This is a genomic window from Moraxella nasovis (assembly GCF_022701215.1).
GTDB lineage: Bacteria > Pseudomonadota > Gammaproteobacteria > Pseudomonadales > Moraxellaceae > Moraxella > Moraxella nasovis.
In genome coordinates this window covers 1631318-1652014 of the sequence record NZ_CP089976.1, presented here as the reverse complement: position 1 = coordinate 1652014, position 20697 = coordinate 1631318, and the positions used below count along the sequence as shown (strand labels likewise).

Annotated in this window: 21 protein-coding genes; 18 read left to right on the top strand and 3 right to left on the bottom strand. The window is 41.6% G+C overall.

Annotation, left to right across the window (positions count from 1 at the left end; translation table 11 throughout):
* Nucleotides 1-91: 91 nt before the first annotated feature.
* Entirely contained in the window at nt 92-1429 is a 1338-nt protein-coding gene (gene argG, locus LU293_RS08110; RefSeq protein ID WP_242747196.1) for an argininosuccinate synthase, read from the top strand.
* A 96-nt stretch (nt 1430-1525) separates the two neighbouring features.
* Here argG and LU293_RS08105 read toward each other — a convergent pair whose 3' ends face one another.
* Nucleotides 1526-2527, bottom strand: a complete 1002-nt coding sequence (locus LU293_RS08105) for an IS110 family RNA-guided transposase (RefSeq protein ID WP_242747192.1) — start codon at nt 2525-2527, stop codon at nt 1526-1528.
* A gap of 269 nt (nt 2528-2796) precedes the next feature.
* Here LU293_RS08105 and LU293_RS08100 point away from each other — a divergent pair, with 269 nt between their 5' ends.
* The 10 genes from LU293_RS08100 to LU293_RS08055 all read left to right on the top strand — a co-directional run bounded on the left by LU293_RS08100 (nt 2797) and on the right by LU293_RS08055 (nt 11647).
* The gene (locus LU293_RS08100) at nt 2797-2958 is read left to right on the top strand and encodes a hypothetical protein (protein WP_242747194.1); all 162 of its coding nucleotides are present in this window, start codon (nt 2797-2799) and stop codon (nt 2956-2958) included.
* A 101-nt stretch (nt 2959-3059) separates the two neighbouring features.
* Nucleotides 3060-4061, top strand: coding sequence for an IS110 family RNA-guided transposase (locus LU293_RS08095; RefSeq protein WP_242747192.1), 1002 nt, complete (start codon nt 3060-3062; stop codon nt 4059-4061).
* A 358-nt stretch (nt 4062-4419) separates the two neighbouring features.
* Complete coding sequence (locus LU293_RS08090; protein ID WP_242747189.1) at nt 4420-4722, top strand: hypothetical protein; 303 nt, start codon at nt 4420-4422, stop codon at nt 4720-4722.
* Nucleotides 4719-4862: a hypothetical protein gene (locus LU293_RS08085; RefSeq protein ID WP_242747187.1), complete on the top strand. Its 144-nt coding sequence runs from the start codon at nt 4719-4721 to the stop codon at nt 4860-4862. The genes LU293_RS08090 and LU293_RS08085 overlap by 4 nt, the downstream gene beginning before the upstream one ends.
* A gap of 16 nt (nt 4863-4878) precedes the next feature.
* A complete protein-coding gene (locus tag LU293_RS08080; RefSeq protein WP_242747185.1) occupies nt 4879-5316 on the top strand; it encodes a DUF6978 family protein in 438 nt (145 codons plus the stop codon).
* Complete coding sequence (locus tag LU293_RS08075; RefSeq protein ID WP_242747183.1) at nt 5307-6077, top strand: DUF1829 domain-containing protein; 771 nt, start codon at nt 5307-5309, stop codon at nt 6075-6077. Before LU293_RS08080 ends, LU293_RS08075 begins: the two co-directional genes overlap by 10 nt.
* 437 nt (nt 6078-6514) lie before the next feature.
* A complete protein-coding gene (gene pyrC, locus LU293_RS08070; protein WP_242747181.1) occupies nt 6515-7570 on the top strand; it encodes a dihydroorotase in 1056 nt (351 codons plus the stop codon).
* Nucleotides 7567-8235 (top strand): ribonuclease T, encoded by a 669-nt coding sequence (gene rnt, locus LU293_RS08065; RefSeq protein WP_242747179.1) that lies wholly within the window; start codon nt 7567-7569, stop codon nt 8233-8235. The genes pyrC and rnt overlap by 4 nt, the downstream gene beginning before the upstream one ends.
* 189 nt (nt 8236-8424) lie before the next feature.
* Nucleotides 8425-10179, top strand: coding sequence for an L-lactate permease (locus tag LU293_RS08060; RefSeq protein WP_242747177.1), 1755 nt, complete (start codon nt 8425-8427; stop codon nt 10177-10179).
* Between the two features lie 259 nt (nt 10180-10438).
* A complete protein-coding gene (locus LU293_RS08055) occupies nt 10439-11647 on the top strand; it encodes an alpha-hydroxy acid oxidase (protein WP_242747176.1) in 1209 nt (402 codons plus the stop codon).
* Between the two features lie 146 nt (nt 11648-11793).
* Here LU293_RS08055 and LU293_RS08050 read toward each other — a convergent pair whose 3' ends face one another.
* Together LU293_RS08050 and hbs are read right to left on the bottom strand one after the other, a co-directional pair.
* Nucleotides 11794-13641 carry a SurA N-terminal domain-containing protein gene (locus tag LU293_RS08050; RefSeq protein WP_242747174.1) on the bottom strand — a complete coding sequence of 616 codons (1848 nt, stop codon included), beginning with the start codon at nt 13639-13641 and terminating at the stop codon, nt 11794-11796.
* Between the two features lie 162 nt (nt 13642-13803).
* A complete protein-coding gene (gene hbs, locus LU293_RS08045; RefSeq protein WP_242747172.1) occupies nt 13804-14079 on the bottom strand; it encodes a non-specific DNA-binding protein Hbs in 276 nt (91 codons plus the stop codon).
* 275 nt (nt 14080-14354) lie between these two features.
* On the opposite strand from hbs, the gene LU293_RS08040 reads away from it, so the two are divergent.
* The 7 genes from LU293_RS08040 (at nt 14355) to hscA (ending at nt 20675) form a co-directional block, all read left to right on the top strand.
* A complete protein-coding gene (locus tag LU293_RS08040; RefSeq protein WP_242747170.1) occupies nt 14355-15050 on the top strand; it encodes a hypothetical protein in 696 nt (231 codons plus the stop codon).
* A 258-nt stretch (nt 15051-15308) separates the two neighbouring features.
* A complete protein-coding gene (locus LU293_RS08035; protein ID WP_242747167.1) occupies nt 15309-15800 on the top strand; it encodes an Rrf2 family transcriptional regulator in 492 nt (163 codons plus the stop codon).
* A gap of 5 nt (nt 15801-15805) precedes the next feature.
* A complete protein-coding gene (locus LU293_RS08030; RefSeq protein ID WP_242747165.1) occupies nt 15806-17023 on the top strand; it encodes an IscS subfamily cysteine desulfurase in 1218 nt (405 codons plus the stop codon).
* Nucleotides 17024-17147: 124 nt separating this feature from the next.
* Complete coding sequence (gene iscU, locus LU293_RS08025) at nt 17148-17531, top strand: Fe-S cluster assembly scaffold IscU (RefSeq protein ID WP_242747163.1); 384 nt, start codon at nt 17148-17150, stop codon at nt 17529-17531.
* 272 nt (nt 17532-17803) lie between these two features.
* Complete coding sequence (iscA, locus tag LU293_RS08020) at nt 17804-18124, top strand: iron-sulfur cluster assembly protein IscA (RefSeq protein WP_242747161.1); 321 nt, start codon at nt 17804-17806, stop codon at nt 18122-18124.
* A gap of 9 nt (nt 18125-18133) precedes the next feature.
* Nucleotides 18134-18652 (top strand): Fe-S protein assembly co-chaperone HscB, encoded by a 519-nt coding sequence (gene hscB / locus LU293_RS08015; protein WP_242747160.1) that lies wholly within the window; start codon nt 18134-18136, stop codon nt 18650-18652.
* Between the two features lie 94 nt (nt 18653-18746).
* Nucleotides 18747-20675 (top strand): Fe-S protein assembly chaperone HscA, encoded by a 1929-nt coding sequence (gene hscA / locus LU293_RS08010; protein ID WP_242747159.1) that lies wholly within the window; start codon nt 18747-18749, stop codon nt 20673-20675.
* The last annotated feature ends 22 nt before the right edge of the window (nt 20676-20697 follow it).

Below are 20697 nucleotides of genomic sequence, written 5' to 3'. Positions count from 1 at the left end.
GCTTAAATCATTTACATTTGAAATTCTAACGAAGATAGCAATAAAAGTCGTCATTAATTTTGTTCACCATCAACCAATATAAGGAAATCGTATGAGTAACGCCACTATTTTACAAAAATTACCCGAAGGTCAAAAAGTAGGCATCGCTTTTTCTGGCGGTCTTGATACTTCTGCTGCCTTATTATGGATGAAGCAAAAAGGTGCCATGCCCTATGCCTACACCGCCAACCTAGGTCAGCCTGACGAAGACGATTATCACGCCATTCCTGCCAAAGCCGAGCAATACGGAGCAATCAAAGCACGCCTTATCGACTGCCGATTGCAACTTGCCCAAGAAGGCATCGCTGCCATTCAATGTGGTGCGTTTCACGTTATCACAGGTGGCATGCCGTATTTTAATACTACGCCACTGGGTCGTGCGGTTACTGGCACAATGCTCGTTAGTGCTATGAAAGAAGATGACGTGAATATCTGGGGCGATGGCTCAACCTACAAGGGTAACGACATTGAGCGTTTTTATCGTTATGGGCTACTGACCAATCCAGAGCTTAAAATCTACAAGCCTTGGCTTGATATGGATTTTATTGATGAACTTGGCGGACGTGCCGAGATGAGCCAGTTTTTGATTGACAATGGCTTTGATTATAAAATGAGTAAAGAAAAAGCCTATTCTACTGACTCAAATATGCTTGGGGCAACTCACGAAGCCAAGGACTTGGAATTTTTAGATGTTAGCCATAAGATTGTAGAGCCAATCATGGGAGTTGCATTTTGGGATGAGAGCGTTGAAATTAAGCCTGAAACTGTTACGGTAGAATTTACCGAAGGTGTGCCGACAGCCCTAAATGGTGAGCGTTTTGATAACTTAGTTGATTTAATGCTAAAAGCCAACGAAATTGGCGGTCGCCATGGGCTTGGCATGACTGACCAGATAGAAAACCGCATCATTGAAGCCAAATCTCGTGGTATCTATGAAGCCCCCGGTATGGCATTACTGCACATCGCTTATGAGCGTTTGGTAACAGGCATTCACAACGAAGATACCATCGAACAGTATCGCATTAACGGTCTGCGTCTAGGTCGTCTGCTATATCAAGGTCGCTGGTTTGACAGCCAAGCACTCATGCTAAGAGAGACGGCACAGCGTTGGGTTGCCAAAGCCATCACAGGTACGGTTACGCTAGAATTACGCCGTGGTAACGATTATAGCATTCTTAATACCGAGTCTGCCAATCTAACCTACCATGCCGACCGCCTATCTATGGAGAAGGTTGAAGATGCAATGTTTACAGCAACCGACCGTATCGGACAACTGACCATGCGTAACCTAGACATTGCTGACACCAGAGATAAGCTTGGGCTGTATGCTGGTGCTGGGCTGCTCGGTCTTAGCAGTAATAACGCTGTGCCACAGCTTGATCACAAATAAGACCACAAGCACAAATCAAAAACCAACCACCAAAACACGCTCAGATGGGCGTGTTTTTGGTATGAACTCGTAGATACCATCTCTCCTCACCCCTTGTCAAGCCATATTTTCTATCCTAACTTGTGGGGTGTAGGGAGTTTGGTGTTTGATCACACCAAAGCAGATTTGTACCAATTTACGCATACAAGCACATAAAGCTTGCATTTTGCATTTGCCATTTTGTTGTAAGCGTTCGTATTGGTCTTTAATGTCTGGATTGTACTTGGTGGCAACAACTGCTGCCATATATAGCTTAGCTCTTAATTGAGCATTGCCTGTTTTGGCAAGTCTTGATCTGCCTTTAAACAATCCTGATTCTTGTTGTTTGGGAATTAACCCTAAAAAGGCAGAGACTTGTTTGGCATTGTTAAATTGCTTGGTATTAAACAGAGTTAGCATTTGTCTTGAAATGACTTGTCCTACTCCTTTGATGCTTTGTAAGAGTGTTTGCTCTTCTTTAAGTTTGGGGTGGTTGTTGATATGAGTGTCAATGTCTTGGTTTAATTTGCTGATTGCCAATTTTAATGCCACAATCATCTCATCAATGGATTGTTTAACAATGGGGGTTGTGTCTGCCACTTCTGCTTTTTCTTTGCGGTTTTCTTCTCGTTGTAAGTCTTCATTTAGAGCATCAAGACGAGAAAGCAAAGACTTTAAATGACGAGCTTCAATACTTGGGGCAATCCAAGCATCAGGGTGGGTGGCTCTGCCGTATCTGGCAAGGACAATACTGTCTTTTTTATCTGTCTTTTGTCTTACGCCTAAACTGTCTGCATAGTGCTTGACAAAGGCAGGATTGATGATAGAGACTTTAAAACCCAAATCGTGTAAATAATACGCCAAAGGTTCATGATACACCCCTGTGGCTTCCATAATAAGATGAATGTCATTGAAGCTGACATCTGTACCAAGATTGGTTTTAAGCCAATGAATGATGTGTTCAAAATCATCAAAGTGATTATTAAAGACTTTGGTTTTGACTTTCATTGTACTTAACTCTTTAAGCCAAGCCACATCCAGCTTGTGCTTACTAACATCAATACCAACATAATAAGTCATTGTCATCTAGCCTTGTTCATTCAGCGTCATGATTGAAAATCAATCAAGCGCTTGGATACCATTCAGATTGTACGATGATTAAAAAGTTACTCGGGTTTAATCTACGAGACAGCATCAAAGTACTCAGGTTGGGTAGAAACTGCCAAGTAACTTAGGGTGATGGTATAATCTACCATGCCATCACCAAGATAGCTAGTCTTGGTGGTGAGATACAAGGTTGGGCTTGGGAACGAAATCCAACAAATGATGGGGGGAAAACCCAATAAAATTTGAATGATACACTTAAAAAACGTTGGGGCCGCAAGCTTGACCCAGCCTTGTATCTCACCACCAAGACTAGCTATCTTGGTGATGGCATGGTAGATTATACCATCACCCTAAGTTACTTGGCAGTTTCTACCCAACCTGAGTACTTTGATGCTGTCTCGTAGATTAAACCCGAGTAACTTTTTAATCATCGTACAATCTGAATGGTATCCAAGCGCTTGATTGATTTTCAATCATGACGCTGAATGAACAAGGCTAGATGACAATGACTTATTATGTTGGTATTGATGTTAGTAAGCACAAGCTGGATGTGGCTTGGCTTAAAGAGTTAAGTACAATGAAAGTCAAAACCAAAGTCTTTAATAATCACTTTGATGATTTTGAACACATCATTCATTGGCTTAAAACCAATCTTGGTACAGATGTCAGCTTCAATGACATTCATCTTATTATGGAAGCCACAGGGGTGTATCATGAACCTTTGGCGTATTATTTACACGATTTGGGTTTTAAAGTCTCTATCATCAATCCTGCCTTTGTCAAGCACTATGCAGACAGTTTAGGCGTAAGACAAAAGACAGATAAAAAAGACAGTATTGTCCTTGCCAGATACGGCAGAGCCACCCACCCTGATGCTTGGATTGCCCCAAGTATTGAAGCTCGTCATTTAAAGTCTTTGCTTTCTCGTCTTGATGCTCTAAATGAAGACTTACAACGAGAAGAAAACCGCAAAGAAAAAGCAGAAGTGGCAGACACAACCCCCATTGTTAAACAATCCATTGATGAGATGATTGTGGCATTAAAATTGGCAATCAGCAAATTAAACCAAGACATTGACACTCATATCAACAACCACCCCAAACTTAAAGAAGAGCAAACACTCTTACAAAGCATCAAAGGAGTAGGACAAGTCATTTCAAGACAAATGCTAACTCTGTTTAATACCAAGCAATTTAACAATGCCAAACAAGTCTCTGCCTTTTTAGGGTTAATTCCCAAACAACAAGAATCAGGATTGTTTAAAGGCAGATCAAGACTTGCCAAAACAGGCAATGCTCAATTAAGAGCTAAGCTATATATGGCAGCAGTTGTTGCCACCAAGTACAATCCAGACATTAAAGACCAATACGAACGCTTACAACAAAATGGCAAATGCAAAATGCAAGCTTTATGTGCTTGTATGCGTAAATTGGTACAAATCTGCTTTGGTGTGATCAAACACCAAACTCCCTACACCCCACAAGTTAGGATAGAAAATATGGCTTGACAAGGGGTGAGGAGAGATGGTATCTACGATTACTCATGATTTTTGGCGTTGTCCGTGTTTTGGTATGACCTCGTAGGTTGAGCTCCGGCACGAAACCCAACAAATAAACGAAATCCAGCCCATGAACACACAAGTTGGATTTGACAAGCAAGGCCCAATCGACAATGAAGCCAACCCACCTTTGCAATTTGAGAGCTTTTTAAGCTTGGCGTAGGGTAACCAATAGCTATTTTTATTTGATTTATGTATAGTTTTAGCTATATAATAACAGAGTTATAATTATTCAATCCTATTGGGACTTGTCATGACAACACCATCTAAAAGACCAAACCCAGAAAAAATGTAAAATTAAGTCAAAGTGCGACAGCAAAACTTGGTTGGCATTAGCCAGCTAACTTGTCAAGCACTAGAATCTGACAAAGTTCAAAAAACAGCGTATTTGGCAAAAATAGCCCACACTTTAAAAGTCAGTCCTGATTGGCTGTTCACAGGTAAGACAAGGTGTCTACCAAGCCAAGCATTGTCGATTTACAAACACAGACAAATGGCATCACAAAGCCCAAGGGTGAATGAGAAAAAAGTAGTTTTTTGCCCACAGTTAATCCTGAATCAATCATCAGCTGGGTGGTGGCAGACTTTTGGAGTAATTGCAAACCTATGAAATATATTACAAAAGATATCGAATTTTTGCCACGTCCTGCCAATCTGTCGGTGAAAGGATTTTGCCTGAGAGCGCTTGGCATATCCATAAAGAACGAGTGGGCGATGATTGGTAAGCTAGTGGGTAAATGGGCAGTATGAATGGGTGGGTGGTGAGATGATAACAGACGAGCAGGCGAGAGCCTTTATTGAGATTTTAAAGCATATTTTAGGCAAACCAATTGATTTTGACTTTACCAAAAAAGTAATCAACATCAAAGACGATATTGGTAGAGAAGAGTACTTGCTAGACATTATCCCTAATCGCATTAAGCCTAGCAAAATCAGCACCACCTTACGAGTGCGTAAAAATGTGCTGTTAGTTCGCCTAGATGTTAATGGTCCACCCCATAGAAACCCAGATGATACTGAAATACCCTGCCCACATTTACACGTTTATAAGCAAGGATATGAATTAAAATGGGCTTATCCTGTACCGCCCATCTTTGGTGATTGCACTAGCTTAGCTAATTATCTTGATAGCTTTTGCCAACATTGCAACATTCGTGGTAAAATATTTCTCCAAATCCCCATTGAGTATCACCCATGTTCATAGATGATATCAAACAATATCATGACAGCTACATAGCGTGGCTTATGGATAAGACTTGTCTAAAAAATATGGACGATGATACGGTAGAAATTACCACACCCCATTTAGACCGTCACAATGATTATTTACAGTTTTATATTCAAAAGATGCCAGACGGTTTGTTATTTAGTGATGGCGGTTATATTTTAGATGATTTGGCAACTAGTGGTGTACTATTTAACACACCTAAACGTACCGCTTTATTGCAACAAATCCTAAATGGCTTTGGGGTCAAGATACAAGATGATTGCCTAGTTACAATGGCAAATGCTCAAAATTTTCCAGTACGCAAAAATAGCTTTATCCAAGCCATGTTGGCTGTGAACGATATGTTTGCCATGTCTAATAGCAATGTTGCCAATTTCTTTTTTGAAGATGTGGAGTATTGGCTTGATGAAATTGGTGCAAGATATACCCAAAACGTCAATTTAACAGGTCAATCAGGGTTTAATTTTAACTTTGATTTTCTAATACCGCACTCAAAACAAGAGCCAGAGCGACTACTGCACACCATCAACAATCCAACCAAAAGTAATATTGAACATATCTTATTTGGTTGGTCAGACACCAAAGAAACAAGACGAGCTGACACCCTGCTGTATGTGGTATTAAATGATACAGACCATGCCATCAGCGGTAGCTCCATACAGTCTTTGGTTAATTACAATATAAACCCCATTAAGTGGTCGGATAGACAACAGGCAATACCACAACTTGTCAATTAAGCACCGCTTGATATTTTTATTCAAATTTCACCAATCCTTACATTCAGTGAAGCGTTAAATTTCAAGCATCAACGCACAACTTAGCAAAACTATACCAAAAGTCAAGAGATTTACACACTTTTTATGATGTGTTTATTACTTGGTTTTTGTCTTTTTTGATATTCATCTAAAACCCCGTTCATCCAAAACATTCATCAAAAAACACCGCCCATCAAGACTGAGCGGTGTTTTTAACAATTCATCAGTCATTGTAGGTAGGCTTTGGTACGAAACCCAACAAATAATAAGGAGTAAAATCCAACCTACGACACCAAATTACCAAATGACCAAAACCCACCTCCCTCTGTCAGCCGTCCTATACCACTCATAGACAAATCAATTTTGGCAAATGCTCATTTCATGCTAAAATAAGCCAATCTTAGACAATTGAGCGACCTATGCAGACCTTGACCCTAATTCAGCCAGATGATTGGCACATTCATTTGCGTGATGGACAAGCCCTAGCCACCACCGTACCGCACGCAGCGACCAGCTTCAACCGTGTCATCTGTATGCCAAACCTTGTGCCACCCATCAAGACGACCGCACAAGCAATAGCCTACCGTGAGCGGATTTTGACTGCCTTGGCAAATGCCGACATCAGCGACACTCGCAAATCTGCCTTTGACCCACGCATGGTATTATACTTAACCGACCACACCACCGCCGATGACATCGCCACCGCCAAATCATCAGGCATCGTGCAAGCCGTCAAGCTCTACCCTGCTGGGGCAACCACCAATTCAGCCGATGGCGTAACAGACATTCTAGGACGTGGAGCAGTCTTTGAAAGTATGCAAAAACACGGCATTCCCCTGCTCGTGCATGGCGAAGTTACGCATAACGATGTAGATATTTTTGACCGTGAAAAAAGATTTCTTGATGAGATTTTATCCGTCATCATCAAAAACTTCCCAAACCTAAACATCGTCATGGAGCATATCACCACAAGCGATGCGGCTGATTTTTGTCTTGCCCAAGATGAGCATATAGCAGCGACCATCACACCACAGCACCTACTATTTAACCGCAATCATCTGCTTGTGGGCGGGGTCAAACCACACTTTTATTGCCTACCCATCTTAAAGCGTGAAAGCCACCAAAAACGCCTACTAGAAGTCGCAACTTCTGGCAATCCCAAATTTTTCTTAGGCACAGATTCTGCCCCACACGCCACACACACCAAAGAAAATGCCTGTGGCTGTGCAGGGTGCTATTCAGCCGTCCACGCCCTACCGCTATATGCTGCCGCCTTTGATGGCGTAGGTGCGTTAGACAAACTAGAAAATTTCGCCAGCGTCTTTGGGGCAAAGTTTTATGGCTTACCTGTCAATACCAGCACCATCACGCTCATCAAACAAGAACAAACTATCCCACAAAGCTATTCTTATTTAGACGGCAAAACACTTACTCCCCTACTTGCAGGGCAGACGCTTGCGTGGTCAATCCAATGAATGACACTGTAGCCAAGCACGCCCAAAAAGCTGAAGAAACCCCACTTGCCAAACGCTTTCGTGGCTTTATGCCTGTGGTGGTGGATGTTGAGACAGCAGGCTTTAACGCCCAAACAGATGCCTTGCTTGAAATTGCCTGCATTCCCATCTTAATGAATGATGAAGGACTATTGTATCAAGGTGAGCCATTAAATGCCCACATTGAGCCATTTGCTGGGGCAAATTTAGAAAAGTCAGCCCTAGAATTTACAGGCATCAACCCTGAAAGCCCTTTTCGTAAAGCCATTAGCGAAGATGAAAAGGTGGCGATTCGTCGGATTTTTAAGGCATTAAAAACCATTAAAAAAGAACATGGTTGTCGTCAGTGTATCTTAGTGGGGCATAATGCACATTTTGATTTAGGCTTTTTAAATGCTGCTATTGCACGCACGAACAGCAAGAACCAATCCCCTTTTCATGCCTTTAGCGTACTAGACACCGCAAGCCTGTCTGCCTTAGCCTTTGGGCATACCGTACTGGCTCGCACTTGCAAAATAGCAGGGATTGATTTTGATAACAGTCATGCCCATTCAGCACTTTATGACACCCAAAAAACCGCAGAACTGTTTTGCAAAATTTTTAACCAAACACCAATGATAACAATAACAGACAGCCAGTCTAAATAATAAGCTAAGCCGCTTTATATGGCGACTTTTACGGTCATGGTCACAAGCATACTGATAACCTTAAGATGTTCTGTTTTAAATTTCAATTATTATATTGTAAATAAATCTTATTTATTTTTAAGATAAAACCGAGTAAAATACTCAACCACTTACAATCCATCAATCAAAACATTCAGTCAAGGAGTGATCATGCTTACCCTTTTGGCATTATTGCCTATTTTAATCGTGTTTATTTTGCTTGTAGTCATGCGACTGCCTGCTAAAATTGCCATGCCTGTGGCTTATGTCGCAACTGCTCTTTTATCGTTATTCGTCTGGCAAACGTCATCAGCCCAAGTTGCTGCTGCAAGCGTGCATGGGGTTTTGACAGCAGTTAATGTCTTATTTATCGTCTTTTCTGCCATTTTACTGCTAAATACACTAAAAGAAAGTGGAGCGATTGTCGCCATTCGTCAAGGGTTTATGGGCATTTCTCCTGACCGCCGTGTACAGATGATTATTGTGGCATGGCTTTTTGGGTCACTTATTGAAGGCTCAACAGGCTGGGGTACGCCATCTGCTGTTGGTGCACCGCTACTATTAGCACTTGGCTTTCCTGCGATGGCGTGTGTTATGGCGATTCTTATTATCCAATCAACACCTGTATCTTATGGTGCTGTCGGAACGCCAATCTTAATTGGGGTAAATTCAGGACTACAAAATAAAGAAGATGTAGCTTCTGAGATTGCTAAATATGGGATGGACTTGCCACAATACTTATTGCTTATTACCGAGCGTGTCGGCTTTATTCATGCAACCGTTGGCATGCTAATTCCACTTATTCTATGTTGCTTTTTGACCAAGTTTTTTGGTGCAAATCGTTCATTCCGTGAAGGTTTTAAGGCAGCACCTTTTGCAATTTTTGCAGGTCTTGCGTTTACCATTCCTTATTATCTAACCGCTCGCTTTGTAGGTCCTGAGCTGCCATCGCTACTAGGCTCTGTCGTGGGTCTTACCATCGTAATCACTGCTGCTAAATACAACTTTTTAACCCCAAAAGACACGTTTGATTTTGAAAGTCGTGACAAGTGGGATGAGAGCTGGAAAGGCTCGTTAGCACCGACCGAGATCGATGTAAACGAAAAAGCTAAATTCTCTACAGTAAAAGCATTCTCGCCTTATTTACTAGTCATTGGAATTTTGGTTGCAACTCGTACCATCAAGCCACTAAAAGACTGGCTTAGTAATCACGCTGTTATTACATTTAGCGATATTTTTGGCACAACTATTACCAATAAGACACAGCTGCTATACTCGCCTGCTGCCGTACTGCTTATCGTCTCTATCATCAGTATTTTTATTTTTAGCATGAAAGGCGATGTCGTCAAAAAAAGCTGGCGTGATTCTGGTGTAACCATGCTTGCTGCAGCACCTGCTCTACTATTTTCTATCCCCATGGTGCAAGTATTCATCAACTCTGGCACATCGCCTGATGCTGCTGTACAGATTCTTGCCATGCCAAAAGTACTGGCGGCAGGTGCTGCTAGTGCCTTTGAAGGGGCGTGGCCGCTATTTGCACCTTGGATTGGTGCATTAGGAGCGTTTATTGCTGGCTCTAACACCGTGTCTAATATGATGTTTAGCCACTTCCAATGGAGTACCGCCGCTCAGATTGGGCTAGACGGCACCCTAGCAGGAAGTGTGGTCGCACTACAAGCGATTGGTGGGGCAGCAGGTAATATGATCAGCGTTCATAACGTCGTCGCTGCCTGTGCGGTCGTTGGCATGATTAATAAAGAAGGTCTAATCATTCGTAAAACCTTAGTAGCTATGACCTATTACTGTATCCAAGGCGGATTAATCGGCATGGCGATTATCTTTAATCCACTGTGGTGGGTAGGAGCTGTTATTTGGCCAATTATTTTCTTTGGTACAATGAGCTCACTTGATAAGAAAAAAGCGTAATGCTTTAAAGCAAAATGGGTTTATCCTTGGATAGACCCATTTTTTTTGTATAAGTATGCTGTCATGATTTTTAGTCATACTATTATGCTTTAATATGCAGATTTTTAACTTAATTTTTTATCCACTTATCATTTACACTTTTAAAGCGTATAAACATTTTAATATATTTATAAAATCCATTCTATTTTGAGCTAAAAAACGGTAAAATAGTACTAATTTTTATAAAAATTCTCACAACCAACCAAAGGCGTGTTATCTTATGGCAGATTTAAGCAAAATTACCGAAATTGAAGACCTTCGCCGTGTCGCTGAGCGTAAAGTTCCTAGAATGTTCTATGATTATGTAGATAGCGGTTCATGGACTCAGACGACTTATCGCAATAACGAAACCGACTTTGACCGCATCAAGTTGCGCCAACGTGTGCTAGTAGATATGGAAGGCCGCTCGCTTGCCACCAAAATGATCGGACAAGATGTACATATGCCTGTCGCCATTGCACCGACTGGCTTTACAGGCATGATGTGGGCAGATGGCGAAATTCATGCCGCCCGTGCCGCAGAGAAATTTGGCATTCCGTTTTCATTATCCACGATGAGCATTTGCTCTATTGAAGATGTGGCAGAAAATACCACCAAGCCATTTTGGTTTCAGTTATATGTCATGCGTGATAAAAAATTCATGCAAAATTTAATTCGCCGTGCCAGAGAAGCCAAATGTTCAGCACTGATTTTGACGGCAGATTTACAAGTACTAGGTCAGCGTCATAAAGACATCAAAAACGGTCTTTCTGCCCCACCAAAGCCAACCTTAAAAAATATCCTAAACTTAATGACCAAGCCTGAATGGTGCTTTAATATGCTTGGCACAAAACGCCACACCTTCCGCAACATCGTCGGTCATGCCGAAGGGGTAGGCGACTTATCTAGCTTGTCATCTTGGACAGCGGAGCAATTTGACCCACGTCTAAATTGGGACGATGTCGCTCGCATTAAAGAGCTATGGGGCGGACCTCTTATCATCAAAGGCATCATGGAGCCAGAAGATGCGATTTTGGCGGCTCGTTCTGGTGCTGATGCCATGGTCATCTCCAATCACGGTGGTCGCCAATTAGATGGTGCACCAAGCTCTATTGCAAGCCTCGCTGACTGCGTGCAAGCGGTACAAGCTGAAAACTCAAATTGCGAGATTTGGCTAGACAGTGGCATTCGCTCAGGTCAAGATGTCCTAAAAGCCATCGCTATGGGAGCAAAAGGCACAATGATTGGTCGCTCATTTCTTTATGGCTTGGGTGCTTATGGTGAAGATGGCGTACGCCGTGCCTTAGAAATCATCTACAAAGAATGCGACATCACGATGGCGTTTTGTGGTCATACCAACATCAACACCGTCAATGAAAATATCTTTGTCAAAGGCACTTACGAAAACCTAAAAGCAAGCGACCCACATATTTTACCTATTAGATGGTAATAATATTATACATTACTGCTAAATGTGCGTTTTAGTTGTAAATTAGCTTGGCTATAAATTAGTTTACTAACTAAATAGAGTAGTGCATACACAAATAAAAAAGGCTTAACCCCATCGTTAAGCCTTTTTATATTAGGGTTGGTTTTTTAGTGAGTTTGACCTGTTAAGGCATCTTGATTAATTGTCACTTCATTGGTAGTGCGAAGATACTGCAGATAATCTGACAGTTGATCTTGTCCAACATTGCTACGAATCATAGCTGCCGCTTGTAGTCTTTCAGTAAGGCTTAGCTGCTCATGTGTCTGTGACAGCACAGGACCCCCAACCATAATACTAGCACCATCTTCAGTTTTCACCGTCCACACATCATGCCCTGACGCTGATTTTTTTGAAAACAAGCTGGCACGCTCTTGGGTATTTAAGGTAGGTGTGCTACGAGTGACGATGCCAAGATTAGCCTGCGGCACCATTAATGCTTTAATAGCGTTCTCATTATTCGCATCATTTACTGCTTCATGTGCTGCTGCCAAAGCCTTCTCCACCGCCTTTTGTTTAACCAAAGCATGTTTAATTTGGTCATGTGCCTGAGCAAGTGTTAAAGGTGCTGATGCTTGATAGTTGCCTGGTTGCACCCATACTGTTTTATCGCCCAAGCTAATGTTTGCACTTACAGCCTGATCTTCGATGGCAAATTCATCAAATGCTGCTGCAATCACCGCAGGCTGTGGCAATGCTGTTTGATTCTGGGTTTTTGGATAATCTGTAATGCGTTTTAATTTTAAGCCTAGCTCAGCAGCGATGTCAGCTACGCCAACACCTGTCGCTGCCATCTCATTGATTTTAGCAATTTTTTCATTAAGCTCAACTTGACGCTTATAGTTAATGGCACGATTTTGGAGTTCGGCACGCATACTTTCCATAGATGGTGCATTGCCAAGCTTAACCACTTTAAAGATTTGGTAGCCATATTTTGTCTTGACAGGCTGGCTAAAATCACCCAACGACAGCCCTGATAATGCTTGAGTAACTGCTGCTGCATCATCGCCAAATACTGCAGGATTATAAGCACCTATTAGCCCGCCTGTCTTACCACTTGGATCGTCAGAATATTGCTTAGCAAGTTTCTCAAATGACTGCCCTGCTTTTAGTTTAGCAGCAATGTCTTTTGCACGTTTTTCGCTGTCTGCGCCTGTCAGCAGAATCTGTGCAAGCTCACGTCCATCGCCAAGTCCGTTTTCTTGAAGGTAAGCATCGTACTGAACAGCGATTTCGTCTTGGGTTGGCTCTGCAGTTTTAATATCTTGAGCAGACAGTTCAATATATGATAAATCCACTGTCTCAGGACGAATCAGACTTGCTTGATTTGCATCAAAGTACGCTTTAATCTCGCTGTCAGACACGTTAATACCGTCAGCATAATCTTCCCAAGCAAACCGATGCACCCACACTTCTCGAGATTCTAGCTGTAAATCTAATAAACGACCAACCTGACTCTTTGGATAAATCGCTGTACCCAATACCCCAGAGCTTAACTGACGTAAGGCAAGTTCTTGGCGAAAATTTGCAAACAGCATGTCTTTGGTGAGACCATTTTGAGTCAAGTATTGGGCAAATCGTTCGTTAGAAAATTGCCCATCTTGCCAAAATGTCTGCTCTTGCTGAAGCAGCTGCGTAATCATCTCATCTGATACTGTCATACCCAAAACTTGTGCTTGGTTTTGGAGTAAGGCTGAATTAACCAAACTTTTTAGCACCTGATCAGACAATGCCGCCTCATCAATCATGCTAGCATCGACTGAGTTTAATAGCTCACTGCGATAATTATTCAACTGATTTTGGTAGGTTGACACATCAACAGTCTGATTACCCACCTTAATCAGCTGATTTGGGCTAATTGACGTACCAAGTGTTCCTTGCACACCTAAAAAAGCCATAGGTACCAATACCGCAATCAATGTGATACGTCCTGGCCAGCTTTGTAAAAAATTACGCATTTTATCCATAAGATTTCACTTCTTTTATCTTTATTACAAACCTTATATCATACGCTAGTTTTTAAATTTTCTCAAAGATTTTTATCTACCAAGCAATATCTGTCAAAACTGAGTCAAAAAAAACACCATTTAAACAAATGGTGTTTTGATGGTAAATAAAAATTACTTATTTACTGCGTCTTTTAGACCTTTACCCGCTCTAAAGCCTGGCACTTTGCTTGCAGCGATTTCCAGGGTTTCGCCAGTTTGTGGGTTACGACCAGTGCGAGCAGCACGCTCTTTTACACTAAAAGTACCAAAACCAACTAGCACAACATCGTCGCCACGCTCTAGGGCACCTTGCACGCTTGAAATGAATGCATTAACCGCTTTTGTAGCGTCGTCTTTGCTTAGACCTGTTTCAGCCTTGATACTATCGATTAATTCTGACTTATTCATGATAAATCCTCAGTGGTTTAAAAAATGTATAAAACTCTAGGCTAATACGCCCGTGTGTTGTACATTTTAAGGTTATCGCCATACTTTGGCAAGCATAAAATCAAAAAAAATACATAATTTTTTCAAAAAATGCTGTTTTCTTACTCAAATCTAACAGGCATTCACGAAAAATTACCAATTATTCATGAAAAATGTAGCAACCCCCTTGAAAGTCTTTTGTTTTTTGTGCTAATTTGCGTTACAATTTCACCCTAACAACATTTTAGGAATTTACAATGACACGATTATCACCAAACGAACAGCCAAATGATATACCAAATCAGAATAACACGTTATCCCGTGGCATTTTGAACGTTTTATTGGTGTTTATCGAATCGGCTTTAACACTGGTATTACGCTTTGACCCAAAATTGCGTCGTTTCGCCTATCCGCTGGCACAGGCAGATAAAGTTGTCTGCATTCGTACCTATTTGCCACATACCCAAGTTTATGCGACGTTCGGCTACCGTGGTATTTTATTAGACAATGAATTGCCAGCTGGTCGCACTGCTGCTGATATCACTATTAATGCTTACAGCTTTCAAATCATCAATGCACTGCTAAATCACTCTGAAGATAGTGTTGAAGCTTTACAGATTCGTGGAGAGGCTGAAGATGTTGACAATCTAAAAGCATTCTTAGTACAGCTTGGCTTAGGTGGTGTGGTTCATAATATCTTATCAAAATTCACTGGTAAGTCTAAAGATGATAGCGAAACTGCCACCGAAAGCAAAACTGATAAATTAACAGAATACAAGAACACCATAAGCGAACAAAACGACAAAATCAGTGCTCTAGAGACTGCCAACCGCAGGCTTAACACCCAAGTGGTCGAACTACAAAACAAACAGCGAGCAACTTTGATCGGCTTAGTCATTGTAGTAGTGTTGGCAATAATCCTTGCGATTACTTGTGGTGTCATGTTTTTTTAATACTCCATTGGTATAATAGCACCTTACAACCAATAAATTTGCAACCAACAAAAAGGCGTATCATCGCCTTTTTGTTATAATTTTTGTCACAAGTTGTTAAAGATTGCCTTATTAAGTACCGCAAAATGGATGTGATTATTTAAATTTCACCAAAAAAAGACTTAAAATAATCTTGACTGATTTACTAGGAATTACTATAATATCGAATTGATACATTCATCACCTTCGATGACTAACAAAATTTTTTGGATGACGATTATGCGATTAACCACACGTGGACGCTATGCTGTTACCGCCCTGCTTGACTTGGCGGTACAAGAAAGCCGTCATCAAGGTGCAGTGTCACTGTCTGACATCGCCAAACGTCAGTCTATTTCTATCTCGTATTTAGAGCAACTGTTTTCTAAATTACGCAAAAAAGGATTGGTTAGCAGTACTCGTGGGGCTTCTGGTGGCTATCATCTAGCAAAGCCTTTATCTGAAATTGATGTCATGACCATTATCACTGCCGTTGACGAAAGTGTGAATGCCATGCAGTGTGGCGGAAAAGGCGATTGTCATGATGGCTCTATGTGTCTTACGCATGATCTTTGGCGTCATCTGTCAGAACATATTGAAGCTTACTTGAAAAATGTCACACTTGCCCAACTATTAGAATCAAGAAATACCCAAACCATCGCTGATCGCCAAGAGCGTGTCAGCATCAAAAAAGACAACAACATTAACACCATAAATTTATTTGGAGCCTAGCCACTATGAGCCAGCTTATTTATCTAGATTACGCCGCCACCACGCCCATCGCCCAAGAAGTGGCTGACAAGATGGTCGAGTACATGACCTTTAATGGCATCTTTGGTAATCCCGCCTCTCGATCGCATGGCTTTGGCTGGCAAGCAGAAGAAGCGGTAGAAAACGCTCGCTTGCAGATTGCTGAGACGTTAGGTGCAGACCCAAGAGAGATCGTCTTTACCAGTGGTGCTACAGAATCTGACAACCTTGCCCTAAAAGGCGTAGCACATTTTTATCACACCAAAGGCAAGCATATCATCACAAGCCAAATTGAACACAAAGCCATTCTTGATACTTGTCGTCAGCTTGAGCAAGAAGGCTTTGATATTACTTATCTTGAGCCAGAACATGGCACGGGTAAAATCAGCCTTGATCAAGTCAAAGATGCAGTGCGTGAAGACACCATCTTAGTCAGCCTAATGGCAGTAAATAACGAGCTTGGCACAGTAACCGATATCGCAGCCATTGGTGAGTTTTTACGCGAAAAAGGCATCTTATTCCACGTTGATGCAGCTCAAGCTGTCGGTAAAATCAAGATTGACTTAAGCGAGCTAAAAGTGGACTTGATGAGCGTAAGTGGTCATAAAATTTATGGTCCTAAAGGTATTGGAGCACTATATGTGGGGCGTAAACCTCGTGTTCGCCTAAAAGCAGAACAACACGGCGGTGGTCATGAGCGTGGTATGCGTTCTGGTACTCTAGCTACTCACCAAATCGTCGGCATGGGCGAGGCTTTTGCCCTATCTGTTGAACGCTTTGACGAAGATCATGCCCACGTTAAAGCCTTGCGTGATAAGCTATGGAATGGATTACAAGACATCGAAGAAGTCTATCTAAATGGCTCGCTTGAAGATGGCATTCCTAATATTTTAAATGTCAGCTTTAACTTCGTAGAAGGTGAAAGCTTAATGATGAGTCTAAAAGACTTGGCAGTATCTAGTGGCTCAGCTTGTACATCTGCAACTCTTGAGCCATCTTATGTATTGCGTGCCATCGGTCGCCCTGATGAGCTGGCACATTCATCGATTCGCTTTAGCTTTGGGCGTTATACCACCGAAGAAGATATCAATCACGTGCTTGCCCAAATCCATGAAGCAGTAGATAAGCTGCGTGAACTATCGCCTTTGTGGGATATGTTTAAAGAAGGCGTGGATTTATCAAAAGTACAATGGCAAGAGCATTAATTTAGTTTTTTAATCATATTTTAGTACACATTGGGCATATCTTATATGCCCAACATTTAAAACCCATTTAAAAATATTTAACAAAACAGCAAGCGATAAAATCGCAAGCAAACGGAGTAAAAACATGGCATATTCAGACCAAGTCATTGACCATTACGAAAACCCCCGCAATGTCGGCAACCTTGACAAAGACGCTAAGAACGTCGGCACAGGCATGGTAGGCGCTCCTGCGTGTGGCGATGTTATGCGACTACAAATTCAGGTCGGTGATAATGGCATCATCGAAGATGCTAAATTTAAAACTTACGGCTGCGGCTCAGCGATTGCGTCAAGCTCACTTGTTACCGAATGGCTAAAAGGCAAAACACTTGATGAAGCCAGCCAAATCAAAAACAAAGACATCGCAGAAGAGCTGGCTTTACCCCCTGTTAAGGTACATTGCTCGGTACTTGCTGAAGATGCAATTAAAGCAGCAATTAACGACTACCAAGCTAAAATTAAGGCTTAAAGTTAGAGCGATTAACAAAATCATTTTTTTAACTTTATTTAAGCCAAGCGTGCTTATTGTTATTTTAGTAAAGCCAAGAATTTGGTGCATATATCATGCACCAACCGTTAATAATAAATCGTGTTTGTGCCGATTTTTTTAACTCAAAATCCCTCTGCTAAAGTCAGATTGGTGTTTCTGATTTAATAAAAAACTAGGGCATAACAATGAATGCGTTGATAATTGCACATAATCAACAAAAGACTATTAGCCAAAAATAATTTGGAGTAAAAATGATTGAACTGACCAAAAGTGCAGGCACACACGTTCGTAATTTTCTAGATAACCGTGGTCACGGTGAAGGTATTCGTGTGGGTGTGCGTACCGCAGGTTGTTCTGGTTTGCAGTATGTACTTGAATTTGTTGATGATATTGATCCCAATGATGAACACTACGAGTCAGAAGGCGTATCCATTTTTATTGACCCAAAAAGCAAAGTGTATTTGCAAGGCTTAAAAATGGACTATGTCAAAGAAGGCTTGAACGAAGGCTTTAAATTTACCAATCCCAACCAAAAAGGCGAGTGTGGTTGTGGTGAGTCATTTACTGTATAAGGCATTGTTATGAATTTTTTTGATGTGTTTGGGCTACCGACAAGTTTTATTATTGATAAAGAAAAATTACATGCACAATTTTTACAGTTGCAGAGCCAGCATCATCCAGACACACACAGCAGCAAAACTACCAAACAAAATGCCGATCAACAGTCTGCTGTTATTAACATCGCCTATAATACCCTAAACTATGCCGATAGTCGTGCCAGCCATTTACTTGAGCTTGTCGATCAGGCAGACCAACTACAAAACTCCATTACAGACTTAGACTTTTTAGAGCTTGCCATGGATTTTCGTACCGAGCTTGATGAAGCAACTAATGAGCAACTGCCCACTCTAAAGGCACGCTTAGATGAATGGCTTGATAAGCTTGGTCAAAAGTTTCATCAAGCTTATAACAATCAGCAATGGGAAACTTGTATCCTTATCGCCCAAAAACTAAAATTTTTGGTGAAAATTGATAAAGATCTCAGTAAGCAATACGATAAGCTTGCAACTGTCTTTGATGACGATGATTTATATGTCTAACCTTATTGATGCGTGATATAATTTTAACCTTATCTATCATTACACCATAACCATTACATTAATTTGATTTATCATTCTTATCTTGGCAAAAAATATGTCGTTATTACAAATCGCTGAACCCAATCAAAGCAAAAAACCCCACACTCATCGCTATGCACTTGGTATTGATCTAGGCACAACTCGCTCGCTTGTGGCAGTCGTTCGCTCAAGCAAGCCACAGGTCATCGGTGATAAAGCAAGCGAATGCCAATCGGGTGAAGCAAATACTGCCAAGCTTGGGGCTGATTGCCAAAAACTACTGCCATCGGTCGTATATTTTGGCAAAGATAATCAAGGCAATGATATTACGCTTGTAGGTTCGCCTGCCGAGAAGATGGCAGATAGCGATCCCCAGCATACCATACGCTCAGTAAAACGCTTTATGGGAAGAAGCCTTGCTGATATTAAGTTTAATCACCCTTATGAGCTAATAGATAATGGCGAATACATGCCAAGTATCGTCACGCCACAAGGCAATAAAAACCCTGTGGAAATTTCATCTATCATCTTACACCATCTGTACGAACGTGCCAAAAGTGCTTTGCCTGCCGACAGTATCGCAGGAGCGGTCATTACAGTGCCAGCTTATTTTGACGAAGCCCAACGCCAAGCCACCAAAGACTGTGCCACCATGATTGGGCTAAATGTTATCCGCCTTTTAAATGAACCGACAGCTGCAGCGATGGCGTACGGTCTTGATAAGGACGAAAAAAGTGCCTACCATTTAATTTATGACTTAGGCGGCGGCACTTTTGATGTGTCTTTACTTAAGCTAAATCACGGTGTTTATGAGGTGCTTGCAACAGGAGGAAATAGTGCTTTAGGTGGTGATGACATTGATCGCCTCATTGCTCATTTCTTAATTAAGTCTGTAGGCGTTGATCCTAAAACTGTAGATAACCACCAAAAACAAGCCATCAATCTCATCGCCAAACAAGCCAAACAGCAGCTGACAACAGACGATGCGATAACCGTAAACTTTCAGATTAATCAACAAGACTACCAAGTATCGCTAGACGGTATAAAGCTTGGTGAGATTATCAAACCCGTTACCGACAGAACTTTAGCCGCCTGCGAGCAAGTCTTAAGAGATGCAAATATTGATAAAAGCCAGCTAAATGATGTAATTTTGGTTGGTGGTTCAACACGCATGCCAACAATTCAATCAGTGGTAGAAAACGCATTTCACAAAAAGCCACTATGTCGCATCAATCCAGATGAAGTAGTAGCACTTGGGGCAAGTCTATACGCCGATCAGCTAATTAACGAACAAACCAATGGCGTTTTACTGCTTGATGTCACCCCTTTATCTCTTGGCCTTGAGACAATGGGCGGACTGACCGAGATTATTATTCCTCGTAACACCCCCATCCCTGTCAAGCGTAAGCAGGTGTTTACCACCTATCAAGACTACCAAAACGCCATGATCATCCATGTGGTGCAAGGAGAGCGCGATACAGTGGCGGATAATCGCTCTCTTGGGCAGTTCAAACTGACTGATATTCCTGCCATGAAAGCAGGTATTGCACGTATTGAAGTGACTTTTGCCATTGATGCAGATGGTCAATTAACGGTTAGTGCCCAAGAACTGACCACAAAAAAGCAAAGCGAAATTTTAGTTAAGCCATCTTATGGGCTGTCAGAAAGCGAACAAGAAAAGCTACTACAAGCAGGGTTTGATTACGCCAAAACAGATAAAGAGAATCGCAGCCTTATAGAAGCGAAAGTAGAAGCTCAAAGAGAGCTGCTCGCCATTGAGTCCGCTTTGCTTGAGTTTTCTCATCTGTTAGATGATGATCAGCAAAACAACTTAAAGATAAGCATCAACGCTGTGCAACAAGCGATTGATAACAATGACAAATCTGCTCTTAAAGATGCTGAAAAGTCACTGAAAATTCATAGCGACGCATTTGCTAGTCTAATTATGAATCAAGCGGTCCATACCAGCATGACTGGAACAACTACCGCCGACTGGACAAAATAACCTAATAGCCAAACGCCAACAT

Bases quoted from the DNA above. Each gene is read 5' to 3' on its own strand.
- LU293_RS08050 (WP_242747174.1), bottom strand. From the start codon at position 13,641: ATGCGTAATTTTTTACAAAGCTGGCCAGGACGTATCACATTGATTGCG.
- LU293_RS08030 (WP_242747165.1), top strand. From the start codon at position 15,806: ATGAGCCAGCTTATTTATCTAGATTACGCCGCCACCACGCCCATCGCC.
- iscU (WP_242747163.1), top strand. From the start codon at position 17,148: ATGGCATATTCAGACCAAGTCATTGACCATTACGAAAACCCCCGCAAT.
- iscA (WP_242747161.1), top strand. From the start codon at position 17,804: ATGATTGAACTGACCAAAAGTGCAGGCACACACGTTCGTAATTTTCTA.
- LU293_RS08060 (WP_242747177.1), top strand. From the start codon at position 8,425: ATGCTTACCCTTTTGGCATTATTGCCTATTTTAATCGTGTTTATTTTG.
- argG (WP_242747196.1), top strand. From the start codon at position 92: ATGAGTAACGCCACTATTTTACAAAAATTACCCGAAGGTCAAAAAGTA.
- hscB (WP_242747160.1), top strand. From the start codon at position 18,134: ATGAATTTTTTTGATGTGTTTGGGCTACCGACAAGTTTTATTATTGAT.
- LU293_RS08055 (WP_242747176.1), top strand. From the start codon at position 10,439: ATGGCAGATTTAAGCAAAATTACCGAAATTGAAGACCTTCGCCGTGTC.
- LU293_RS08080 (WP_242747185.1), top strand. From the start codon at position 4,879: ATGATAACAGACGAGCAGGCGAGAGCCTTTATTGAGATTTTAAAGCAT.
- rnt (WP_242747179.1), top strand. From the start codon at position 7,567: ATGAATGACACTGTAGCCAAGCACGCCCAAAAAGCTGAAGAAACCCCA.
- LU293_RS08085 (WP_242747187.1), top strand. From the start codon at position 4,719: ATGAAATATATTACAAAAGATATCGAATTTTTGCCACGTCCTGCCAAT.
- LU293_RS08075 (WP_242747183.1), top strand. From the start codon at position 5,307: ATGTTCATAGATGATATCAAACAATATCATGACAGCTACATAGCGTGG.
- hbs (WP_242747172.1), bottom strand. From the start codon at position 14,079: ATGAATAAGTCAGAATTAATCGATAGTATCAAGGCTGAAACAGGTCTA.
- LU293_RS08095 (WP_242747192.1), top strand. From the start codon at position 3,060: ATGACTTATTATGTTGGTATTGATGTTAGTAAGCACAAGCTGGATGTG.
- LU293_RS08040 (WP_242747170.1), top strand. From the start codon at position 14,355: ATGACACGATTATCACCAAACGAACAGCCAAATGATATACCAAATCAG.
- pyrC (WP_242747181.1), top strand. From the start codon at position 6,515: ATGCAGACCTTGACCCTAATTCAGCCAGATGATTGGCACATTCATTTG.
- LU293_RS08035 (WP_242747167.1), top strand. From the start codon at position 15,309: ATGCGATTAACCACACGTGGACGCTATGCTGTTACCGCCCTGCTTGAC.
- LU293_RS08105 (WP_242747192.1), bottom strand. From the start codon at position 2,527: ATGACTTATTATGTTGGTATTGATGTTAGTAAGCACAAGCTGGATGTG.
- hscA (WP_242747159.1), top strand. From the start codon at position 18,747: ATGTCGTTATTACAAATCGCTGAACCCAATCAAAGCAAAAAACCCCAC.